This window comes from Lacinutrix iliipiscaria (assembly GCF_042686125.1).
Taxonomy (GTDB): domain Bacteria; phylum Bacteroidota; class Bacteroidia; order Flavobacteriales; family Flavobacteriaceae; genus Oceanihabitans; species Oceanihabitans iliipiscarium.
On sequence record NZ_JBHUOV010000002.1, the window covers coordinates 516,105 to 537,119 of the forward strand.

25 protein-coding genes are annotated in these 21,015 nt (G+C 31.6%); 12 read left to right on the forward strand and 13 right to left on the reverse strand.

Going from position 1 to position 21,015, the window contains the following annotated elements:
* Positions 1 to 22: 22 nt before the first annotated feature.
* From porD to ACFS5M_RS09435, 6 genes are all read right to left on the reverse strand, one after another.
* Complete coding sequence (gene porD, locus ACFS5M_RS09410; RefSeq protein ID WP_183488170.1) at positions 23 to 910, reverse strand: type IX secretion system protein PorD; 888 nt, start codon at positions 908 to 910, stop codon at positions 23 to 25.
* The gene (gene coaBC / locus ACFS5M_RS09415) at positions 903 to 2,114 is read right to left on the reverse strand and encodes a bifunctional phosphopantothenoylcysteine decarboxylase/phosphopantothenate--cysteine ligase CoaBC (RefSeq protein WP_183488171.1); all 1,212 of its coding nucleotides are present in this window, start codon (positions 2,112 to 2,114) and stop codon (positions 903 to 905) included. Before coaBC ends, porD begins: the two co-directional genes overlap by 8 nt.
* A 10-nt stretch (positions 2,115 to 2,124) precedes the next feature.
* Positions 2,125 to 2,454: a DNA-directed RNA polymerase subunit omega gene (locus tag ACFS5M_RS09420; RefSeq protein ID WP_183488172.1), complete on the reverse strand. Its 330-nt coding sequence runs from the start codon at positions 2,452 to 2,454 to the stop codon at positions 2,125 to 2,127.
* A 6-nt stretch (positions 2,455 to 2,460) separates the two neighbouring features.
* Positions 2,461 to 3,273: an outer membrane protein assembly factor BamD gene (locus ACFS5M_RS09425; RefSeq protein ID WP_183488173.1), complete on the reverse strand. Its 813-nt coding sequence runs from the start codon at positions 3,271 to 3,273 to the stop codon at positions 2,461 to 2,463.
* A 107-nt stretch (positions 3,274 to 3,380) separates the two neighbouring features.
* Positions 3,381 to 4,268 carry a 4-hydroxy-tetrahydrodipicolinate synthase gene (dapA, locus tag ACFS5M_RS09430; protein WP_183488175.1) on the reverse strand — a complete coding sequence of 296 codons (888 nt, stop codon included), beginning with the start codon at positions 4,266 to 4,268 and terminating at the stop codon, positions 3,381 to 3,383.
* Positions 4,261 to 4,788, reverse strand: coding sequence for a DUF6913 domain-containing protein (locus ACFS5M_RS09435; protein ID WP_183488177.1), 528 nt, complete (start codon positions 4,786 to 4,788; stop codon positions 4,261 to 4,263). Before ACFS5M_RS09435 ends, dapA begins: the two co-directional genes overlap by 8 nt.
* 137 nt (positions 4,789 to 4,925) lie before the next feature.
* Here ACFS5M_RS09435 and ACFS5M_RS09440 point away from each other — a divergent pair, with 137 nt between their 5' ends.
* Positions 4,926 to 5,621 (forward strand): 5'-nucleotidase C-terminal domain-containing protein, encoded by a 696-nt coding sequence (locus ACFS5M_RS09440; protein ID WP_379898646.1) that lies wholly within the window; start codon positions 4,926 to 4,928, stop codon positions 5,619 to 5,621.
* Positions 5,622 to 5,625: 4 nt separating this feature from the next.
* Positions 5,626 to 6,543, forward strand: coding sequence for a bifunctional metallophosphatase/5'-nucleotidase (locus ACFS5M_RS09445; protein WP_183488181.1), 918 nt, complete (start codon positions 5,626 to 5,628; stop codon positions 6,541 to 6,543).
* Here the strand turns inward: ACFS5M_RS09445 and ACFS5M_RS09450 are convergent.
* Positions 6,530 to 7,258 carry a lysoplasmalogenase family protein gene (locus ACFS5M_RS09450; RefSeq protein ID WP_183488183.1) on the reverse strand — a complete coding sequence of 243 codons (729 nt, stop codon included), beginning with the start codon at positions 7,256 to 7,258 and terminating at the stop codon, positions 6,530 to 6,532. The two genes, ACFS5M_RS09445 and ACFS5M_RS09450, sit on opposite strands and share 14 nt — an antisense overlap.
* 206 nt (positions 7,259 to 7,464) lie before the next feature.
* On the opposite strand from ACFS5M_RS09450, the gene ACFS5M_RS09455 reads away from it, so the two are divergent.
* Positions 7,465 to 7,851, forward strand: coding sequence for a DoxX family membrane protein (locus tag ACFS5M_RS09455; RefSeq protein ID WP_183488184.1), 387 nt, complete (start codon positions 7,465 to 7,467; stop codon positions 7,849 to 7,851).
* On the opposite strand, the gene ACFS5M_RS09460 is transcribed toward ACFS5M_RS09455, so the two are convergent.
* The 4 genes from ACFS5M_RS09460 to ACFS5M_RS09475 form a co-directional block, all read right to left on the reverse strand.
* A complete protein-coding gene (locus ACFS5M_RS09460) occupies positions 7,835 to 8,527 on the reverse strand; it encodes a hypothetical protein (RefSeq protein WP_183488186.1) in 693 nt (230 codons plus the stop codon). The genes ACFS5M_RS09455 and ACFS5M_RS09460 overlap by 17 nt on opposite strands.
* Before the next feature lie 115 nt (positions 8,528 to 8,642).
* The gene (gene ligA / locus ACFS5M_RS09465; RefSeq protein WP_183488188.1) at positions 8,643 to 10,637 is read right to left on the reverse strand and encodes an NAD-dependent DNA ligase LigA; all 1,995 of its coding nucleotides are present in this window, start codon (positions 10,635 to 10,637) and stop codon (positions 8,643 to 8,645) included.
* Between the two features lie 24 nt (positions 10,638 to 10,661).
* Positions 10,662 to 11,531, reverse strand: coding sequence for a peptide chain release factor N(5)-glutamine methyltransferase (gene prmC / locus ACFS5M_RS09470; protein WP_183488190.1), 870 nt, complete (start codon positions 11,529 to 11,531; stop codon positions 10,662 to 10,664).
* A 1-nt stretch (position 11,532) separates the two neighbouring features.
* Positions 11,533 to 12,024 carry a GNAT family N-acetyltransferase gene (locus ACFS5M_RS09475; RefSeq protein WP_183488192.1) on the reverse strand — a complete coding sequence of 164 codons (492 nt, stop codon included), beginning with the start codon at positions 12,022 to 12,024 and terminating at the stop codon, positions 11,533 to 11,535.
* A 53-nt stretch (positions 12,025 to 12,077) separates the two neighbouring features.
* Between ACFS5M_RS09475 and ACFS5M_RS09480 the strand changes: the two genes are divergently transcribed.
* The 5 genes from ACFS5M_RS09480 to ACFS5M_RS09500 are packed head-to-tail and all read left to right on the forward strand — an operon-like array spanning position 12,078 to position 15,594.
* Positions 12,078 to 12,533: an LEA type 2 family protein gene (locus ACFS5M_RS09480; protein WP_183488194.1), complete on the forward strand. Its 456-nt coding sequence runs from the start codon at positions 12,078 to 12,080 to the stop codon at positions 12,531 to 12,533.
* A gap of 1 nt (position 12,534) precedes the next feature.
* Positions 12,535 to 13,518 (forward strand): bifunctional diaminohydroxyphosphoribosylaminopyrimidine deaminase/5-amino-6-(5-phosphoribosylamino)uracil reductase RibD, encoded by a 984-nt coding sequence (gene ribD, locus ACFS5M_RS09485; protein ID WP_183488196.1) that lies wholly within the window; start codon positions 12,535 to 12,537, stop codon positions 13,516 to 13,518.
* Positions 13,511 to 14,122: an HAD family hydrolase gene (locus tag ACFS5M_RS09490; RefSeq protein ID WP_183488198.1), complete on the forward strand. Its 612-nt coding sequence runs from the start codon at positions 13,511 to 13,513 to the stop codon at positions 14,120 to 14,122. Before ribD ends, ACFS5M_RS09490 begins: the two co-directional genes overlap by 8 nt.
* Positions 14,119 to 14,979 carry an EamA/RhaT family transporter gene (locus tag ACFS5M_RS09495; RefSeq protein ID WP_183488200.1) on the forward strand — a complete coding sequence of 287 codons (861 nt, stop codon included), beginning with the start codon at positions 14,119 to 14,121 and terminating at the stop codon, positions 14,977 to 14,979. The genes ACFS5M_RS09490 and ACFS5M_RS09495 overlap by 4 nt, the downstream gene beginning before the upstream one ends.
* Complete coding sequence (locus tag ACFS5M_RS09500) at positions 14,980 to 15,594, forward strand: IMPACT family protein (protein ID WP_183488202.1); 615 nt, start codon at positions 14,980 to 14,982, stop codon at positions 15,592 to 15,594.
* 9 nt (positions 15,595 to 15,603) lie between these two features.
* Here ACFS5M_RS09500 and ACFS5M_RS09505 read toward each other — a convergent pair whose 3' ends face one another.
* Positions 15,604 to 15,996, reverse strand: a complete 393-nt coding sequence (locus ACFS5M_RS09505; RefSeq protein WP_183488204.1) for an acyl-CoA thioesterase — start codon at positions 15,994 to 15,996, stop codon at positions 15,604 to 15,606.
* A 184-nt stretch (positions 15,997 to 16,180) separates the two neighbouring features.
* Here ACFS5M_RS09505 and dnaA point away from each other — a divergent pair, with 184 nt between their 5' ends.
* From dnaA to ACFS5M_RS09525, 4 genes are all read left to right on the forward strand, one after another.
* On the forward strand, positions 16,181 to 17,608 hold the full coding sequence (gene dnaA / locus ACFS5M_RS09510) for a chromosomal replication initiator protein DnaA (RefSeq protein WP_183488206.1): 1,428 nt from the start codon (positions 16,181 to 16,183) through the stop codon (positions 17,606 to 17,608).
* A 13-nt stretch (positions 17,609 to 17,621) separates the two neighbouring features.
* Positions 17,622 to 18,080: a low molecular weight protein-tyrosine-phosphatase gene (locus tag ACFS5M_RS09515; protein ID WP_379898655.1), complete on the forward strand. Its 459-nt coding sequence runs from the start codon at positions 17,622 to 17,624 to the stop codon at positions 18,078 to 18,080.
* A 75-nt stretch (positions 18,081 to 18,155) separates the two neighbouring features.
* Entirely contained in the window at positions 18,156 to 19,559 is a 1,404-nt protein-coding gene (locus ACFS5M_RS09520; RefSeq protein WP_183488208.1) for a PQQ-dependent sugar dehydrogenase, read from the forward strand.
* Complete coding sequence (locus tag ACFS5M_RS09525) at positions 19,559 to 20,275, forward strand: SAM-dependent methyltransferase (protein ID WP_183488210.1); 717 nt, start codon at positions 19,559 to 19,561, stop codon at positions 20,273 to 20,275. Before ACFS5M_RS09520 ends, ACFS5M_RS09525 begins: the two co-directional genes overlap by 1 nt.
* A gap of 3 nt (positions 20,276 to 20,278) precedes the next feature.
* Here ACFS5M_RS09525 and ACFS5M_RS09530 read toward each other — a convergent pair whose 3' ends face one another.
* Entirely contained in the window at positions 20,279 to 20,920 is a 642-nt protein-coding gene (locus tag ACFS5M_RS09530) for a peptidoglycan-binding protein LysM (RefSeq protein WP_183488212.1), read from the reverse strand.
* Positions 20,921 to 21,015: the final 95 nt, after the last annotated feature.

Consider the following 21,015-nt stretch of genomic DNA (forward strand, 5'->3'; position numbering starts at 1 on the left):
TAAGGGTTAAAATAAAAATATACTAAAATTTAATGTTTCGCCATTTACTAGAGTGCATTGGCGCAACTTTATTTAATGTATTTAAAAGGTTGTTAATATTTACTTGAGGTCCTCCAGAAAATATTTGTTCAATTTCATCGGCTTTGGCATCAAAAAAAGTACGTGATAAATATGAGTTTGGTCGTTGCCTATGAACTGCATACATTTGGTTTATAGCATTTGCAATTTCATTTTTAGCATTTTTATTATTCTCACTCATAAGATCTAAGCCTCTTCTATGATAATTGTACATAACATCTCTAAAGCCTTTAAAAGTTTCAGATAGAATATTATCGACTAATATAAATCGACTTTGCAATCCATCTTCAAGTTTCCATCCTTTAAAGTTTTCTTGCTGAGAATAATTTACAATTGTTTGTGCTTGTTCAAAATACGCTTCACCACCTTTATTTTCGAAAGAATCTGCATCTAAACCTAAAATCATATATACATGATATGCGATAACAGATACAAGGTTAGATTCGTATTGATTAGGATTAAAAATAATATTTTGGTATTCTAAATATCGAAAAGAAAAATCTTTGTCGTTTACATTATATACAGGAGTTGTATATGTTGATCCAAATACTGGTCTTGAAGATTGCACTTGAATTGAAGCATTAAAAGACTCGTTATTTTGTTCAGTAATATTAATAACCATACTACAGTTTATAAGCTCCTGTCTTCCAAATGGCTTGTTGGTCCATTTCGTTTCATTTACAAACTCGTTTAGTTGATTTTCGAGGGTTTTAAAAATCTGAAAATTTTCATTTCCTGTTAATTGTGCATTAACGACGACATTACAGTTTAATTCTTGAGAGAATCCTGTAAAACTAATACACATTATAAATCCTAATAGTATCTTACGCATGTACTTCTTTTATAATTACGTTTAAAATATCTTTAGCGACATCTGCCTTAGATTTCAGTTCATATTCTGTAACTTTATCTTCAGCATCAATTAGTGTGACTTTATTCGTTTCTTTTTTAAAACCTGCACCTTTATCGTTTAACGAATTTAAGACAATTAAGTTTAAATTCTTCTTTTTTAGTTTTGCTTTTGCATTTTCTAACTCATTATTTGTTTCTAAGGCAAATCCAACAAGGTATTGTTTCGTTTTAATTTCACCCAATGAGGCTAAGATATCTTTTGTTTTTTCTAACTCTAATGTTAACGTAGTCTCTTTCTTTTTTATTTTCTGAGATGCAGCATATTTTGGTTTATAATCTGCAACTGCAGCAGAAAGTATTGCAATATCTACGTCTTTAAAATGTAGATGAGTCGCATCATACATCTCTTGAGCACTTGTAACAGGAATAACGTGAATTAAACTATGATTTACTTTTTGGTGTGTTGGCCCAGAAACAAGTATAACTTCTGCGCCTAAATTTGCTGAAGCCTTAGCAATTTCAAAACCCATTTTTCCAGAAGAATGGTTACCAATAAAACGCACTGGATCTATGGCTTCATAAGTTGGACCTGCAGTGATAAGTACTTTTTTTCCACGAAGAGGAAGTTGATCTATAATATCGTTTTCTATAAAGGCAATAATATCTTCCGGTTCTGCTAATCGACCTTCACCAACTAATCCACTAGCGAGTTCTCCACTTGTTGCTGGAATGATTTTATTACCAAAGGATTTAAGTTTATTAAAAGACTCTAAGGTTGATGGATGTTTATACATATCTAAATCCATTGCAGGAGCAAAATAAACAGGGCATTTTGCTGAAAGGTAAGTCGCTAAAAGGAGGTTATCGCAAGTTCCATTAGCCATTTTAGACATGGTATTTGCTGTGGCAGGAGCAATGATAAAATAGTTTGCCCAAAGACCTAATTCGACATGATTATTCCATACCTCATTATCATCGTCTTCATTCGTAAACGTTGAATGTACAGGGTTTTTAGAAAGTGTAGATAAAGTTAAAGGTGTAATAAAGTCTTTAGAAGCAGGCGTCATGATTACTTTCACGTTAGCACCAGCTTTTATAAATAACCTTACTAAAGATGCCGTTTTATAAGCAGCAATACCAGCACTAATGCCTAACAGTATATTTTTGCCACTTAGTATAGACATGTAATGCTTTTTATAAATTGTTGTCTTCTTCGGTATTTCTATGGTAAATTTTACTATCTAACCACTCTTTAACTGCTAAAGCGTGAGGCTTAGGTAACTTTTCATAGAATTTAGAAACTTCAATTTGTTCTTTGTTTTCAAAGATTTCTTCTAAGCTATCATTGTATGTTGCAAATTCTTCAAGTTTTTCAATTAACTCTTTTTTTATTTCAGAATTAATTTGCTCTGCTCTTTTAGCAATAATAGAAATAGATTCATAGATATTTCCTGTAGCTTCATCTATTTCATTTCTATTGTATGTTGTTGTTGTTGCAGGTGCGTCAATTTTCTTTAAATCCATAGTATATTAACTTTTAGTACTGTATTTTTTTAATTCTTCTTCAATATTTTCAAGCATATTTTCTGTATCTTCAATATGCTCAGATTCATTATATTTTTTCACAAAAGAAAGATAATAGGTCTTAGCGGTTTCTAAGCGCTCTTTCTTTTTATACTCTACACTGTTTAAGGCCAAATGATATGCTGCATCTAATCTGTAAAACAATGCTGATTCACGAAGTTTAGATCCTGGAAAATCAAATATAAAATTATCGAAAGCTTTAATTGCAGCATTATAATCTCTAGTATATTCTACTGTTTTATAATACTGATATGCTATATCGTATGATTTTTGTTCTAATTTCCCATCAAGTTCTTGGACAATTTTGCTTGCCTCCTCTAAATATTCAGAATTAGGATAAGTGTTAATAAACACTTGAAGTTTTTGAATCGCTTCTATTGTTAAATGCTGTTCTTTACTATGTATTGGAGAAATTAAATATTTACATTTAGCAGAAAGGAATTCGGCTTCTTCAGCTTTTTCACTTTTAGGATATGCAGAAGCAAAACGTTCAAATTGATACGACGCCAAATAATACTCTTTCATTTGGTAATAAGAGTTTGCATGCAAATACGTTAACTTTTGCGCTTGAGGTTTTCCTCTATATTGAGGAATAATCTGTTCAAAAAGTCGATTGGCTTTAGCATACTTTCCTTCATTATATAGCATTTCTCCTACAGTAAATTTTTCAGCAATGTCTTCGCTATTTAAAGCTTTTTGGAATTCACCACAAGAACTTAAAATAGAACCAATTAATAATATGTAAAGTAATTTCTTCATAATTTTTAAACAGACTGCAAAATTAGTCTTTTAATATGGATTTTAAAAATATTTTATTTGGCTAAAATAATTGATGAAATCAAGGAATTTAAAGGTTTAAGTAATATTTAACTTTTATTAAAATCTTTAATCGCTTCTGCTATTTTTTGCTTTAACGCATTCGTGGCTTCGACCAATGGTAATCTTACGGTAGCGTCACACATTTTTAAAGCTTCAAAAACAGCTTTTATTCCAGCAGGATTATTTTCAGAAAAGATAAGGCTAGTTACTTCCATTAGTTTAAAATGCAAGGCATAAGAAGCTTTTGCGTCACCCTTTAATCCTAAGTTAATCATTGTGGTAAAATCTTTAGTTAGCGCTTGCCCTATAACAGAAATCACTCCTGCTCCACCAGCTAAAACAACACCTAAGGCTAAATCATCGTCACCAGATATGATTAAAAAATCTTCAGGTTTATTTTTAAGTAATTGCAAATATTGGTGCACATCATTTCCAGCTTCTTTAACCGCAATTATATTTTTAAAATCACGAGCTAAACGCAAAGTTGTTTCGGGAGTCATATTTTTAGACGTTCGACCTGGAACATTATATAAAATCACTGGTACTGGACTCACTTCTGAAACAGCCTTAAAATGTTGATAAAGCCCTTCTTGAGTGGGTTTACTATAATAAGGAGAAACCGATAAAATAGCATCAATATTAGAAAAATCTGTGCTTTTAATTTCTTCAATAATTTGAGCTGTATGATTTCCTCCTATTCCCAAAACTAATGGTAAACGACCATTGTTCGCTTTAGAGATTGTATTGATAATCGCTTTTTTTTCTGCAGCAGTTATAGTCACACTTTCTCCTGTTGTTCCGCTAATAACAAGGTAGTCCGTTCCGTTTTCAATATTATGTTCAACAATATTAGCCAGCGACTTATGGTCCACACTTAAATCTTTATTAAAAGGGGTTACTAAGGCAACTCCAGTACCAATAAACTTTTTATTCATTCTTTATTTTATTAAAAATATTAAGGTATTTTATTAATTCCTTTTGAAATATGTTAAACTGCTTCAAGTTCGTTTTTATTATAAAATCATTTAATCGATTATCGGTTTGCAAAATGCCGATTTTAAATTTCGCTTGAGATGCTGCTGTAATTAACTTTAATTCGAGAATTTCTTCAGTATAATAACTAATTAAAGCATCAAATGGTGTTTCTATAAATTCCTGAAGCTCGATATTTTTTATTTTTCCGTGCCATCCAAAATCTTTTGGATTAAAGCATACATCCCAAGAATTTAGCTCATCTTTTTTATTAGAAGTAAACGCTATAATTTTCAGTTTATTTGGTTTTACTTTAATTGCGTTTGCTAATCGCCTAAAGGTTTCAAAATCATTTACTTCATCAATATTTAATACCACTCCAAGACTCACTATTTTTTTTTCATTTAATAGGACTTCTCTAGAATCAAGTAAGCTATTGAGATACTTTTTATTAGATTTTTGTTTAAAACCCTGTAAAATCATTTATATTTATGCTTTGTTACAAAGGTAGTAAAAGTACTCACTTTTGATAACTAAAATCTATTCCTTTACACATGAATTATAAACATCTTTTTTTTGTCTTTTTTCTTTTAATATTTTCTAGTTGTAAGCAAAACCAAATGCATTTAACAAAGATTGAAGGAAAACAAATTAGCATTAATGACAGTTTAGAAATTAACCCAGAAATTGAAGCTATTATAAAACCTTATCGGGACCATGTAAACAAAGACTTAGATAGCACCATATCATATGCTGTAGCGACCTATTCAAAATCTGATGGTGAGTTGAATACAGCTATTGGCAATCTATTTGCAGATGCAATTCTTGAACAAGCAAATTATGTTTTTAACAAACGTACTGAAAAAAACATAGACCTTGTTTTAGTAAATCATGGAGGTATTCGCGCTATTATTTCTAAAGGACCAATTACTACACGAACAGCTTACAATATAATGCCTTTTGAGAATAGTCTTGTTGTGGCAGAAATGAAAGGAAAAACGATTACAGATAGCTTAGTTTATTATTTAAGTAAAGCCAAACGTGCTCATCCTATTGCTGGCTTAACACTAAAATTAGATAAGAATTTTAATCCTATTGAAGCCTTAATAAATGGAAAAGCTATTGATGCTAATAAAACATACAATGTAGCTACTAATGACTACCTTTATAATGGTGGCGACGGCATGACTTTCTTTAAGACCAATGATAGTCTACATGTTTTAAACTACAAAGTAAGAAGTGCTTTATTAGATTATTTTAAGAAAGCCGACACCATTAACCCAGTAATTGACGATAGGTTTATCCAAATAAAATAATAAAATGAAACGTAGAGATTTTATACAACAATCAACAGCTGCAACAGCATTATTATCACTAGGCGGATTAGGCTTACAGTCTTTTACCTCAGGAAGTCAAACAACTCAAATTACTATACTTCATACAAATGATGTTCATAGCCATATTGATCCTTTTGGTCCTGAAGATGGTAGAAATCCAAATAAAGGAGGTGTTGCTAGACGAGCAAGTTTAGTTGAAAATATACGTCATGAAAACCCAAATACTTTACTTCTGGACGCTGGTGATATTTTTCAAGGGACTCCTTATTTTAATTATTATGGAGGCGAACTTGAGTTTAAATTAATGAGTAAGCTCAAATATGATGCAGCAACTATAGGTAATCATGATTTCGATAACGGTATTGATGGCTTATATGCTCAATTACCACACGCTGCTTTTGATTTTTTATCTGCTAATTATGATTTTTCGAATACCATTTTAGACACACACGTAAAACCTTACAAAATCTTTGTAAAAGATGGTATAAGAATTGGTGTTTTTGGTTTAGGTGTTAAACTCGATGGATTGGTAGATAAAAACATGTATAAGGAAACTAAATACCTCGATCCTGTTGAAATAGCTCAAGATATGAGCAGAATTTTAAAAGACGAAGAACAATGCGACCTTATTATTTGCCTCTCACATTTAGGCTATTATTATAAAAATTTTCCTGAAAGAATAAGTGATTTAAATTTAGCAAGAGCCACAAAAAACATTGATTTAATTATTGGTGGTCACACACACACTTTTTTACCAAAGCCTACTATTGAAAAAAATAGTGAAGGCAAAAATGTTCTTATAAATCAAGTGGGTTGTTATGGCATCAATTTAGGCAGAATAGATTTTTATTTTGATGCAGATAAGAATAAAGCTTCTAAAGGCACTTCTATTTTAGTTTAAGCTCATACGCTCTACGCAAAGACATTTTTTGAGCCAAAATACTTTGTCGTCGACGCTCAATGTTTTTTTCCAAAATAAGATTAAATAGGAAAAATAGACCTATAACATGTAACACTCTATCTAGCATTACAAAGCTCCAATTATACATATAATAGGTACTTACATAATACAGTACATCAGAGAACACAAAACATAAAGACATTACTAAAAATTGAATAGATTGCTTTGAATCTGTGTTTAAATAGTTTACAAAAGCTATAAATGCTAAAACTAATAATGATACACTCTTAACACCAAAGAGCGTTATTTCTACACTATCTGGAATATGATACTTAAGAGTATCGAAAAGGATAAATAATAAGTAAGAATTAATTACAAACACGACAACTAAATACATTCCAATTATTTTATCCAGTTTCAACTTTTTTATATTTAATACAGAAGCTACAATTAAACTAATATAACTTAAACAATAAAATAGACTAGACACCTCAACCATTAAAATCTCATTAGTAAATACTGAGGTAAAATCGCCTATAAAAGAGAACGCTAAAAAGATAAAAATTATCGGACTTATTTTTTTATTTCCTAATAAGAAATAAATTAAAAATACTGGAACAAATAATGGTTTGGTCATTTGCTGAAATAACTCATTCTCACTAATTGTTGCAAATACATTTATTAGTATCAGCGCTAATAGTATTAGCAGAAACATCTTATTTGAAAAAATTCTAAGCCAATCTTTCACAATACATAACATAAATAGGTTGAGTCAAACTTAAAAAATATATTCATTACAACGAAAAAATATTACTCTTAATCGATGAAATGCATAAATTTTTAATTATTTGTAAGTTTTTTCTTCAATTATGTAAAGTTCCATTTAATACATCGTCTAATCGATTTAACCAACCTAATCTTATGAAAAAGCACCTTTCTTTAATCTTAAGAATAATTGTCGCACTTATCTTAATTCAAACACTTCGATTTAAATTTACAGCACACCCAGATAGTGTATATATATTTAAACAAGTTGGATTAGAACCTTATGGTAGAATTGCTATTGGAGTTTTAGAGCTTATTGCTGGAATATTATTACTTATACCAAAAACTGTTTGGTTAGGAGCTTCACTTACTATTGGAATCATTGGTGGTGCCATTTTCATGCACCTAACCCTATTAGGAATAGTCGTAAATAATGATGGTGGAATTTTGTTTGTAACTGCTGTTGTTACATTTGTACTAGCAAGTTTAATTTTATTTCTATATAGACAAGATGTGCCTAAACTTTTTAAGCAAAAACTTTAGTGTCTTTTTTTCTATCTACATCTAAATTAGATTGCATATAAAACATGACAAAGGCTAGAATATTTAAAGCAGAAGCCAAATAACTAAGCAGCTCTAAATCTGACAAATAATAATATCCAATTAATATAAATTCAGAATTACTAATTGCCAAACAGCCTATAAATAGCAGCAAAGATTTCCTAGTATCCTTTTCTAAATAGTTTAGGAAAGACACCGCTAATAGCAATAATAGCACAAGGTTATATATATGCTCAGTAAATCTAACCATATCTAAAAATTTAGTTTCAAATATAATGGGATCAATAATACTACATAAAACAACGAACAAATAAGTCACTAAAGCCAATAATACAATCGTTTGTATTAAAAAGCGTTTCATTATGACTCTGAAGTTTAAGGTTTTTACAATTTGAATTAATAAAATTAAATAAGCTGAGACATAAAGACTATTACAAAGAAAATAAAGTAAATCTGAATCAGAATCACTATCTAAAAGATGAAGTATATCTGCTATGGCATAGCACAATAAAAACAAAGTAAAGAGTTTTGTTTTATTCTTGTTATAAATCAAATAATATATAGTAATTGTTGGAACAATTAACAATTCTAATACTGAAAAGATATAAGAAGCATCAATTAATCCAAAAAAAGCCAAACTATATAAATTAATATGCATAAAATTATGTTGTCACTCCTAAAAGCGAAATTATAGCTGTCAAATATATATAAAAAAATGTTATTTATCGGAATAAAAATACATTTTATCGATGTTTTTATTAAAAAACCCTTGTTTATTGCAATAATTGTAGGAATTCCTGTTCAGAAATTAATGGTATTCCTAATTTCTCTGCTTTTTCTTTTTTACTTGGCCCCATTTTATCTCCAGCAACAATATAACTGGTTTTGGAAGAGATAGATGACGATACTTTTCCGCCATTATCTTCAATTAGTTTTTTGAGTTCTGCACGTGAAACAGTTTCAAAAACACCAGAAACTACAAAAACTTGATGTTCTAATTTGTTGGTTTGATTTGCTAGTTTTTCAGCCGAAACTTCTAATTGCACTCCAAAATTACGTAATTTTTCTATAATAAGTTCATTCTCCTCTGAAGCAAAAAAATCGACCACACTCTCTGCTATTTTAATTCCTATTTCATCGACATTAACTAAATCATCAATGCTCGCTTTCTTTATAGCGTCAATACTTTTATAGTGTTTAGCTAATTTTTTCGCTACAGTTTCACCAACAAAACGAATACCTAAAGCAAAAAGGACACGCTCAAAAGGAATTTGCTTAGAGGCTTCAACGCCATTAATTAAGTTTTCTGCACTCTTTTCGGCCATACGTTCTAATGGCATCACCTCTTCCTTAGTTAAAGTATATAAATCTGAATAATTTGAAATTAAATTCGCATTTACTAAAAGCGCTACTGTTTCTCCTCCTAAACCTTCTATATCCATTGCTTTTCTAGAAATAAAATGTTGAATTCGTCCAATAATTTGCGGATTACAACCATTATAATTCGGGCAATAATGTTTAGCCTCTCCTTCTATTCTAACTAGCTGCGTTTTACATTCTGGACACTCCGAAATGTACTGGGTAGGCGCTGAGTGCTCTGGCCTTTTACTAAAATCTACAGCTATAATCTTAGGAATAATCTCACCTCCTTTTTCAACAAAAACAGTATCATTAATACGAATATCTAGTTTTTCTATTTGATCGCTATTATGCAAAGAAGCACGTTTTACAGTGGTTCCAGCTAATTCTACTGGTTTTAAATTCGCTACAGGTGTTATAGCGCCTGTTCGACCAACTTGATATGATATACTATTTAAAATCGTTGAAACTTGTTCGGCTTTAAACTTATAAGCCATCGCCCAACGTGGTGCTTTAGCTGTGTAACCCAACTCTTCTTGTTGCTGTAAATCATTTACTTTCACAACAACACCATCGGTTTCATAAGGTAAATGATGCCTTTCTTTATCCCAATAATTTACAAACTCTAAAACCTCCTCAATAGAATTGACGAGTTTTGAAGCACTAGGCACTTTAAAACCCATTAGGCGCGCACGCTCTAAGCTTTCAAATTGAGTGGTAATTCCTAAATTATGCCCTTTAATATTATACAGTAAACATTCCAGTGGACGCTTTGCCACCTCAGAACTATCTTGCAACTTCAAGCTACCTGACGCTGTGTTTCTTGGATTTCTGTAGGGTTCTTCTCCATTTTCTAGACGCTCTTCATTCATTTTATGAAAGCCTTCCCAAGGCAAAACAATTTCTCCTCGAATGTCAAACTTAGCAGGATAATTGCCTTTTAACTGCAAAGGCACAGACCTAATCGTTTTAACATTTGCAGTCACCTCATCACCTTGAACGCCATCTCCACGAGTAACAGCTCTTACAAAATTACCATTTTCATAAGTTAGACTTATAGAAGCGCCATCGTATTTTAATTCACATGTGTATTGAATTTCTCCATCAACTAATTTTTTGATTCGTGTTTCCCAGTCTTGTAAATCTTCTAAAGAATAAGAATTGTCAAGAGAGTACATACGATGCTCGTGCACTATAGTATTAAAATTTTTAGTCACTTCGCCTCCAACCCTCAACGAGGGTGAATTGGCATCAAAAAATTCAGGATGTTGAGCTTCTAGAGCCTGAAGTTCTTTAAGTTTTATATCGAATTCATAATCGCTAATTGTCGGGTTATCTAGCACATAATAATTGTAATTATGTGTTCGAAGTTCGTGACGTAGGTTCTGTATATGTTCTTTTATATTCATTTATTTACTACTGAAGGCAAAAATCTAACCTTTTGTTCCTTTAATCATTCTGTCTTTACTGAAAATATCCTGTTTCAATTCAATAGATTGAAATTTATTAACGTCTAGTAAATCAATCATTTCCTTTCCAAAATACTCGTTTATTTCAAAAAAAAGCAAGCCTTTTGGCTTCAAATTATTAACAGCTAATTTTGTTATTGCTTCATAAAATTCAAGCGGATTCTCATTTTTCACAAACAATGCAAGATGGGGTTCATGTTCTAAAACATTAGCTCTCATCTTTTCTTTTTCTAATTGACGAACATAAGGCGGATTAGACACTATAATATCAAACCGAACATCTTCTGGTAATGGACAAGATTCAACATCTAGAACATTACCTTTAATAAATTCAATTTTCACATTGTTTAGCTTAGAGTTATCCTTAGCCACTTTCAAAGCTGCTTCAGAAACATCTATAGCATACACTTGGGCTTGAGGCAAATGTTTTGCTAAAGCAATCGCAATACAACCGCTTCCTGTGCCTACATCTAAAATAGTTAACGGTTTTTTAGTCGTGTTCAATGTGACCTCATCAATAATCCATTGTACAAGCTCTTCAGTCTCTGGTCTTGGTATAAGTGTTTGCGTATTCACTTTTATAATTAAACCATAAAACTCTGTTTCTTTTAATATATACTGAATAGGTTCTTCTCGTTTTAACCTGTCTAACGCATCAATAATGCGCTCTTGCTCTTCCTTAATGATAGCATAATCAGAATCTAAAACAAGTTGAAGTCTTGAAAAACCATAAAATGCGTCAATAAGCAAATAGAACATACTATTCACTTCATTTGCTCCATAAATGGGATCCAATTCTTTATGGAATATATCTTGTATTACTTTTAATTTCAAATCACAAATCCTTTATCATCCATACACCACAAGAATAATGTCCAGTATTTCCTAATGGTTGTTTTAAATGTTTAAACCCAAAAACCTCATAGATATGAATCGCTGCCTTAAGTTGAGACGCTGATTCTAAGTAACATTGCTTATAACCTAACTCTTTAGCCGCTTTCATACATTTTTCAAACATACGTTTGCCTAAACCTCTACCTCGTAATTCTGGCGCAAAATACATTTTCTGAATCTCACAAACTTCAGATTCAAAATCTTTTAAAGGCTTCACACCTCCACCTCCAAGGACTACTCCATTAAGTTCTACAACGAAATATGTCTCATTAGTATTTTGATAAGACTCAAACATTTTTGATGTTTCAACATCTGCATAAGCTGTACCAACTAAAGGCAGTCCAAATTCAGGAAAACAGTTGCGTATTGCTGCTTCAATTTGAGCATTATCATGTGGTTCAATTTCTCTTATAACAATATTATCTTTAATCACTTTAAAATATTATTTTTGCGCTCGTGAATATACGCTAAAACTAAAAAAATAGAATGAAGAAGCTCTTAATCTTATCAACAATACTAATCGGCTTCATCAGCTGTTCAATAAAAGAAAAACCTGAATTTTTAAGAGTCGAAAATATCACTATTTCCGAATCGTCTTCAAATTTCATAACCCTTACTGCTGATGCTTATTTCAATAATCCCAATGATGTTGGTGGCGAGTTAAAAACAGATGAGATAAAAGTCTATGTTAATGATAATGAAATGGCCAACGTCTCTACCGAAAGCTTTAAAGTACCAGCTAGAAAAGAATTCTCTATTCCTTTAAAAGCGCTTGTTTCAACAGATAGTATTTTTAGCGACAAAAGCCTTGGTGGATTACTTGGCAGTTTACTCAACCAAAAACTAAAAGTACAATATAAGGGACAAATAAAATATAAAGTGTTAGGTTTCTCTCACACTTATGATGTTGATAAAACTGAAAACGTTAAAATCAAGTTCTAATTTGAACACGCACGAAACATATATACAACGTTGCTTACAACTTGCTAAACTTGGTTTAGGAACCACTAGACCAAATCCAATGGTAGGCGCTGTAATTGTTCATAAACACTCTATAATTGGAGAAGGCAACACGAGTGCATATGGAGGTCATCACGCCGAAGTAAACGCTATTAATTCTGTGAAGGACAAATCGCTATTAAAAGACGCAACACTATACGTTACCTTAGAACCATGTTCTCATTTTGGAAAAACACCTCCTTGTAGCGACTTGATTCTAAAACACCAGATTCCGAATGTGGTAATTGGCTGTATAGACGACAACCCTGAAGTCGCAGGAAAAGGCATTCAAAAATTAAAAGCTAATGGTTGTCACGTTATTGTCGGTGTTTTAGAAAAGGACTGCAAAGCACATCACAAACGCTTTTTTACCTATCATAATAAAAAAAGGCCTTATATTATCTTAAAGTGGGCAGAATCTACTGATGGATTTATCGCTCCTAAAACAAAACCTAAAAAGGAACCTGTTTGGATTACTAATACACTTTCAAGACAATTAGTACACAAATGGCGCGCAGAAGAACAGGCCATTCTAGTTGGCAGGAATACAGTGATTCAAGACAATCCTAGTTTAACTGTTAGAGATTGGACAGGAAATCATCCTATTCGCGTGGTTTTAGACAAAGACAATCAACTATCAAAAGACTATAAAATCTTTAATTCTGATGCTGAAACTATTGTTTTAAAAGTAAACACAGCAAAAAGCATTTGTGACGCCTTATACAAACACAATATAAATTCAGTAATTATTGAAGGTGGAGCGCAAACATTACAACTATTCATCAATGAAAAGATTTGGGATGAAGCACGAATATTTACAGGGCTTACAGAATTTAAAGAAGGTGTAAAAGCCCCTAAATTAACTAGTCGATTACTTTCTGAAGAACATATAGAAAACGACACATTAAGAATTTACAAGAATGATTAAAACTCTAATATTCGATTTTGGAGATGTCTTTATCAATTTAGACAAATCTGGCGCAATGAAAAATGTGCTAGATCTTTTTGAAATCGAAACGCTTTCTGAAGACCTTATTGCTATAAACACCCTTTATGAGCAAGGTTTGATTGCTACTGAAGAGTTTCTAGAATTCTATCAAGATAATTTTCCGAACTTATCAGAAAAAGATATTATTGATGCATGGAATTATATTTTGAAAGATTTCCCAAAAAATCGCCTAGAATTTCTTCAACAATTAGCCAAAGAAAAAAAATATAAACTTATCTTATTAAGCAATACAAACGAGCTTCATATTAATTGGATAAAAGATCAGGTTTTATTTTATGATGATTTTAAAGCATGTTTTGACGCTTTTTATTTATCGCATGAAATTCAGCTTCGTAAACCAAATACAAATATTTACGAATTTGTTTTAGCTGAAAACAAACTCATCCCAAAAGAATGTCTATTTATTGATGACACAAAAGAAAATACTGAATCTGCAGAAAAATTAGGTATTCATACTTGGAATATTGACGAAACATCTGAAGACATTATCAATTTATTTAAGATTAAAAAAGACCTGTTTTGATAAATCTTTTATTCAGCATTATAGCCTCTACTTTAATCTTCATTGTCTTCAAGCTATTTAATAAATACAACATTAATACCTTTCAAGCCATTGTAGTTAATTACTTTGCTGCTTGTGTTTGTGGCCTTATAACATATGACAGTCCAATACACATTCAAGACATCGTCCAGTCACAATGGTTTTATGGCGCTATTTTCTTGGGCTTTCTCTTTATATCTATATTTTACATCATGGCCTTAACCTCTCAAAAGCTTGGGCTTTCTGTGGTTTCGGTAGCCAGTAAAATGAGTGTAGTTATTCCAGTAGCATTTGGTATATATGCTTATCAAGAAGGCGCAGGAGTTCAGAAAATTACAGGTATTATTTTAGCACTAATTGCTGTTTATCTGACTTCTATTAAATCCAACACCACATTTTCACTTAAAAGCTTATGGTTACCCATTATATTGTTTTTTGGTTCAGGAACTATTGACACGTCCATAAAATATATTGAAACAACTTATGTAGCAGATAATGGAATACCAATATTCACTGCTACTATTTTTTCAATAGCTGCCATCACTGGAGTACTTATTTTAACAACCAAGGCTTTGAAAAAGCAATTTGCTATTAATTTCAAAACTATTTTTGGTGGAATAGTTTTAGGTGTAGTTAATTATTATTCTATCTTTTTTTTACTGAAAGCGCTAAATTTTGAAAATACTGAAAGCTCTACCATCTTCACCATTAACAATGTGGCTATTGTTATGCTTTCTACCTTAATCGGATTATTCTTATTTAAAGAAAAATTGATTTTTAAAAATTGGATAGGTATTGGCTTAGCTATCATTTCTATAACTTTAGTTACTTTAGCTTAAATGGAAATTAAAGACACGTACAAAACCATCACCAAACCCTCTAAAGAAGTTCTCTTTAAAGACAAAAATTCAAAATTCTTTGGCTATGCATTTCCTGTGTTAAACGAAGACGAAGTTAAATCACATATTGAAGATTTAAAAAAACAACATCATACAGCAAGACATTGGTGCTATGCCTATCAATTAGGCACCGAAGCTAACAAGCTCTCTTATAGAGCCAATGATGATGGAGAACCTAATAATAGTGCTGGAATGCCTATTTACGGACAAATTCAATCTTTTGAATTAACGAATATTCTTGTTGTAGTTGTGCGCTATTTTGGAGGTGTGAAACTTGGTGTTGGCGGTTTAATAAATGCCTATAGAACTGGAGCTCAGATGGCTTTAGAAGCTTCAAAGATTGTAGAAAAAACCATTAACATAGAATACTGTCTTTCATTTGCTTATAAAAATATGAATAAGGTGATGCGTATAATAAAAGAGAAAAACTTAAATGTTACGCATCAAGTTTTAGAATTAGATTGTAAAATTTATATTTCTGTACGTCAAAAAGAAGCCAATTCTATATTTGAAATTTTTGACCATCTGTTTGAAATAAAAATTGAAGAAATATAAACTTCTACTTTAAAGTTGATCTAAAATATAATCAGGACATTTCATTGGGCGTTTGGTTTTCATATTCACAAAAGCTAAAACTGTATTTGCTTCTACTAAAATTTCGCCAGCTTCATTTGAGATTTCATATTCAAATTCTATTTTTACAGAAGGTGTTTTTTTGAGTTGGGTTTTCACTTTAATAACCTCATCGTAATAAGCTGATTTTTTGAAATTTAAAGCCATCGAAATTACAGGAAGCATAACACCATTTTTTTCCATTTCATCATAGGAAATTCCAAACGCTCTTAACCATTCTGTCCTACCCATTTCTAGATATAATGCGTAATTACCATGATGCACAACACCCATTTGATCGGTTTCACCATATCTAATTCTTATGAAAATTTCGTGAGCTTTCATATGCATATATCAATATTTTTTTGTAGTTTCGGTAACGGATTAAACATGCGAAAAAAATTCTTAATATTCAATAGGAAAAGATTTTTTTTTTTAGAATTTTGTTCACATATTTGCCACGCTATAAAACAACCAGAGGAAACTAATTCCTCTTTTTTTTACTAACTATAAATTTCACCCTAAAAGAATGAGTGTTACTGCGCAATCGGTTTGGAATAATTGTCTTGATTTTATAAAAGATAATATTCAACCGCAAGCATATAAAACATGGTTTGAGCCAATCATTGCAGTAAAACTTGCTGAAAACGCATTAAGTATTCAAGTTCCAAGTAAATTCTTTTACGAATGGCTTGAAGAGCATTATGTGAAAATTTTAAAAGTAGCTCTAACCAAAGAGTTAGGTGAAACCGCTAAGCTTGTTTACATTATTAAAATGGAAAACACTTACGGAAACAAACAACCGTTTACAGAGAAAATTCCTAGCTCAAATAGATCTGCTGTTAAATCGCAGGAAGTTGATATTCCTTTAAATAATAAAAATCCTGAGTTAAGAAATCCTTTTATTATTCCTGGAATTAGAAATGTAAAAATTGAATCTCAGCTCAATCCTAATTACAGTTTTGAAAACTTTTTGGAAGGCGATTCAAATCGTTTAGCCAGAAGTGCTGGATTAGCAGTGGCGAGCAAACCTGGTGGCACATCATTCAATCCTTTATTAATTTTTGGAGGTGTTGGTTTAGGAAAAACACACTTAGCACATGCAATTGGTGTTGATATAAAAGATAAATACCCAGAAAAAACGGTTCTTTATATTTCTGCTGAAAAATTCACTCAACAATATATAGATTCTGTAAAAAAGAATAATAGAAACGACTTTATTCATTTTTATCAAATTATTGACATCTTAATTATTGATGATGTGCAATTCTTATCTGGAAAAACAGGAACACAAGATGTTTTCTTCCATATTTTCAACCACTTACACCAAAACGGAAAGCAAGTCATCTTAACGAGTGACAAAGCACCTGTAGACATGCAAGATATCGAGCAACGTCTATTGTCAAGATTTAAATGGGGGCTTTCTGCTGAATTACAAAGTCCAGATTTTGAAACACGCGTTTCAATTCTTAAAAATAAATTGTATCGTGATGGTGTTGAATTACCAAATGACATCATTGAATATGTTGCAAAACATATAAAGACGAATATTCGTGAACTTGAAGGTGCAATCATATCATTAATTGCACAATCCTCTTTTAACAAAAAAGAAGTCACAATTGAGCTAGCTAAGCAAGTTGTAGAGAAATTTGTGAAAAACACTAAACGCGAAGTGTCTATAGATTACATTCAAAAAATAGTTTCTGATTATTTTCAAATGGATGTGGATACTCTTCAATCTAAAACAAGAAAGCGTCACATTGTTCAAGCAAGACAATTAGCGATGTTTTTTGCTAAAAAATTCACTAAAGCTTCTTTAGCGAGTATTGGTTCTCAAATTGGTAAGCGTGACCATGCTACGGTTCTTCATGCTTGTAAAACTGTTGACAACTTATCGTCTACAGATAAGCAGTTTAGAAAATACGTCGAAGATTTAACTAAAAAGCTTTCGGTATAACTTCCTTTTACAAATGACTAAAATTCTCATGGTTTGCTTAGGAAATATCTGTCGCTCTCCTTTAGCAGAAGGTATTTTACGTTCAAAGCTTTCAAATGATCAATTTATAATTGACTCTGCTGGCACAGGCAATTATCATGTTGGCGATTTGCCCGACAAACGCTCTATTGCTGTTGCTTCAAAATATGGTATTGACATCACCAATCAACGTGGTAGGCAATTTTCAGTAAATGACTTTGATGCTTTTGATTTAATTTATGTGATGGACAACTCTAATTTTAAGAACGTTGTTAAATTAGCTCGAAACGAAAATGATATTGCTAAAGTTAAGCTTATTTTAAACGAAGTTTATCCTAATCAAAATTACGACGTCCCTGACCCATATCACGATAGTAATCAAGGGTTTGAGAACGTATTTAAAATGCTTGATGAAGCAACAGACGTTATAAAAGAGAAAGTTACGCTTGGGTAAAAACACTCAACACCAACCCATTCCATGTTTTTTTTGTAATTTTAAAAAAATCATGACTTCCTAAAACACATAATAATGAAGAATTCAATTACACTTATTATAGCTTTAATAGCTATTCAAATCTATGCTCAGGATATAGAAATTGAAGCTTTTGCTACTGGTTTAAGCAACCCTGTTAGCATTAAACATGCTGGAGACGACAGACTGTTTGTAGTTGAAAGACGAGGCACTATTCAAATACTTGATGAAAATGGCAACCTGAATGCAACTCCTTTTTTAGATATTGATCCATTAACTATTGGTGGTGGAGAAAGCGGTTTACTTGGATTGGCTTTTCACCCAAACTATAGTGCTAACAGTTATTTTTATGTAAACTACACTAATAATTCTGGAGATACTGTAGTCTCTCGATTTACTGCCAACTCACCAACTTCAGACACAGCAGATCCAAGTTCAGAATTAATACTAATGACTATTGACCAACCCTTTGGAAATCATAATGGTGGAGATTTGGCCTTTGGCCCAAATGATGGCTATTTGTATATTGCTACAGGTGATGGTGGTTCTGGCGGAGATCCTGGAGACCGAGCTCAAGATTTAAGTACTCCTTTAGGCAAATTATTAAGAATAGATGTTGATAATACTAGCGATGGCAATAATTATGCGATTCCTGCCGACAACCCATTATTTGGAAGCACATCACTTGTTCAGGAAATTTGGTCTTACGGATTAAGAAATCCATGGCGTTTTTCTTTTGACAGAGATACTGGTGAAGTTTGGATTGCTGATGTTGGTCAAAATGAAATTGAAGAAATTAACATGGTGTCTGGAACTAGTCCAGCAATAAACTATGGGTGGCGTTGTTACGAAGGTAATTCGAGTTACAACTTATCGGACTGTCCTGATCCTTCTACTCTACAATTCCCAGTAGCAGAATATACGCACTCAAGTAGTGGTCCATCAAAATGCTCTATCACTGGCGGTTATAGATATAGAGGTACTGCACAACCTACACTGAGTGGCTTATACTTTTTTGCTGATTATTGTAGTAGCGAAATTGGCATCTTAGAATTTGATGGTACCAATTGGAACATGTCATTTACTGAACAATATACAGGTAACAATTGGTCAGGTTTTGGTGAAGATATTAATGGTGAAATATATATAGCTGGATTAAGTTCTGGAGATATTTACAAAATTATAGATGCAGAATTAAGTGTTTCAGAAGCATCACTTTCAGATATTAAAATATATCCAAACCCTGTTAATGATGTTTTGATTATTGACAATTCTATTGCTTCAATAAACATCAAAACGATTCATGTTTTTGACCTCCATGGAAAGCGTATATCCTCTATTAACAATCCAACTGAAAACATGACAAGCATTTCAACCAAATCGATGTTATCTGGATTTTATTTAGTTGAAGTCACTACTACAGATGGAAGAAAACAAACAACTAAACTCATCAAAAATTAATGAACAAGAATATTGGTAAATTATACTTAATCCCTACAACATTAGGAGATAATGCACCTTTAGAAGTTTTACCTATTTCAATAAAAAAAGTTATTGAACATGTTGATGTTTTTATTGTAGAGAACGAAAAAACAGCAAGACGCTTTATAAAAAGTATTCAACCAAAAAAACAGCAATCAGCACTCACTATATTTCATTTAAATAAGTTTACTGATACTCATGAGCTTCCCTTTTTTTTAGAACCTTGCTTTCAAGGAAAAAATATAGGCTTACTTTCTGAAGCTGGTTGTCCTGGTGTCGCAGACCCAGGAGCAGATGTTGTTAAAATAGCTCACGATAAAAACATACAAGTGGTACCTTTAGTAGGCCCTTCTTCTATTCTATTAGCCATCATGAGTTCTGGAATGAATGGACAAAGTTTTACTTTTAATGGTTATCTTCCTATTGATAAAAATGAAAAAAAACAAGAACTAAAGCGCTTAGAGCGAATATCATTTGAAAAAAATCAATCACAAATTTTTATTGAAACTCCGTATCGTAATAATAAAATGCTAGAAGACATCTGTCAGTCTTTAGGAAACAATACACACTTATGTATCGCTTGTGATATCACATTACCAACTGAATTTATTAAAACCAAAACCATAAGTGATTGGAAAAAAAATATGGTTGACCTTCATAAAAGACCAACCATTTTTATAATTCATAAAAGCTAAAAACTATACTGTAGTCGCTTTGGCTTTTTGATTAGGTTTTACTGATGATGTATCATAACCAGAAAACTTTTTCATATAATGTTGTATAGAAGTACCAAAAGCATCTTTAAAACCAGTTTCTCCGTAACTTCTCAAATATTTTTTTACACTTCCAGGACCAGCTAAATGAGCAGCTGCTAAAATACCAGACTCTGTAACAAGAACACCATTAATAGTCATTCCATTAAAGCGTTTAATATCTCGACGTAAAATCCATTTGTTACGTTGAGCATTAGCAATAAAAGCTTTCTCTTGTAACTCAGGATCTTGTAAAAATTGATTAGGATTATAAATACCAATCATTTTTAAAGTTTCTTTACCAAATTGGTATTTTCCTAAATAACCGAATTTATTCACGACAAAGTAATCACCTCTAGACTCTTTAAAAGCTAATGCTTCTTTAAAACCAACAAAAGACTTTCCTAAATTTGGATTAAAATCTAACGGTTTAGTGTTAAAGGCAAAATATTGTTGTGAAATACTAATTGAAGTGTTTGAATTTTCTTCAGAGTTTATAACATTAGCAAACTTTTTCGAAGAAACCGAAAACTTCAATAATGTGCAGATCAATAGTAATAGAGCGAACTTTCCTATATTTTTTATCATAACATAATTTATTAGTTAATAATTAATAAATAAATCATTCGATTTTTTCGGCGTGCAAATATACATATTTTATTTGAATCCTGAAAATCAACAAT

Coding starts and splice junctions, on each gene's coding strand:
- porD (WP_183488170.1), bottom strand. CDS start 910: ATGCGTAAGATACTATTAGGATTTATAATGTGTATTAGTTTTACAGGA.
- coaBC (WP_183488171.1), bottom strand. CDS start 2,114: ATGTCTATACTAAGTGGCAAAAATATACTGTTAGGCATTAGTGCTGGT.
- ACFS5M_RS09420 (WP_183488172.1), bottom strand. CDS start 2,454: ATGGATTTAAAGAAAATTGACGCACCTGCAACAACAACAACATACAAT.
- ACFS5M_RS09425 (WP_183488173.1), bottom strand. CDS start 3,273: ATGAAGAAATTACTTTACATATTATTAATTGGTTCTATTTTAAGTTCT.
- dapA (WP_183488175.1), bottom strand. CDS start 4,268: ATGAATAAAAAGTTTATTGGTACTGGAGTTGCCTTAGTAACCCCTTTT.
- ACFS5M_RS09435 (WP_183488177.1), bottom strand. CDS start 4,788: ATGATTTTACAGGGTTTTAAACAAAAATCTAATAAAAAGTATCTCAAT.
- ACFS5M_RS09440 (WP_379898646.1), top strand. CDS start 4,926: ATGCATTTAACAAAGATTGAAGGAAAACAAATTAGCATTAATGACAGT.
- ACFS5M_RS09445 (WP_183488181.1), top strand. CDS start 5,626: ATGAAACGTAGAGATTTTATACAACAATCAACAGCTGCAACAGCATTA.
- ACFS5M_RS09450 (WP_183488183.1), bottom strand. CDS start 7,258: ATGTTTCTGCTAATACTATTAGCGCTGATACTAATAAATGTATTTGCA.
- ACFS5M_RS09455 (WP_183488184.1), top strand. CDS start 7,465: ATGAAAAAGCACCTTTCTTTAATCTTAAGAATAATTGTCGCACTTATC.
- ACFS5M_RS09460 (WP_183488186.1), bottom strand. CDS start 8,527: ATGCATATTAATTTATATAGTTTGGCTTTTTTTGGATTAATTGATGCT.
- ligA (WP_183488188.1), bottom strand. CDS start 10,637: ATGAATATAAAAGAACATATACAGAACCTACGTCACGAACTTCGAACA.
- ACFS5M_RS09480 (WP_183488194.1), top strand. CDS start 12,078: ATGAAGAAGCTCTTAATCTTATCAACAATACTAATCGGCTTCATCAGC.
- ACFS5M_RS09490 (WP_183488198.1), top strand. CDS start 13,511: ATGATTAAAACTCTAATATTCGATTTTGGAGATGTCTTTATCAATTTA.
- ACFS5M_RS09500 (WP_183488202.1), top strand. CDS start 14,980: ATGGAAATTAAAGACACGTACAAAACCATCACCAAACCCTCTAAAGAA.
- ACFS5M_RS09505 (WP_183488204.1), bottom strand. CDS start 15,996: ATGAAAGCTCACGAAATTTTCATAAGAATTAGATATGGTGAAACCGAT.
- dnaA (WP_183488206.1), top strand. CDS start 16,181: ATGAGTGTTACTGCGCAATCGGTTTGGAATAATTGTCTTGATTTTATA.
- ACFS5M_RS09515 (WP_379898655.1), top strand. CDS start 17,622: ATGACTAAAATTCTCATGGTTTGCTTAGGAAATATCTGTCGCTCTCCT.
- ACFS5M_RS09520 (WP_183488208.1), top strand. CDS start 18,156: ATGAAGAATTCAATTACACTTATTATAGCTTTAATAGCTATTCAAATC.
- ACFS5M_RS09525 (WP_183488210.1), top strand. CDS start 19,559: ATGAACAAGAATATTGGTAAATTATACTTAATCCCTACAACATTAGGA.
- ACFS5M_RS09530 (WP_183488212.1), bottom strand. CDS start 20,920: ATGATAAAAAATATAGGAAAGTTCGCTCTATTACTATTGATCTGCACA.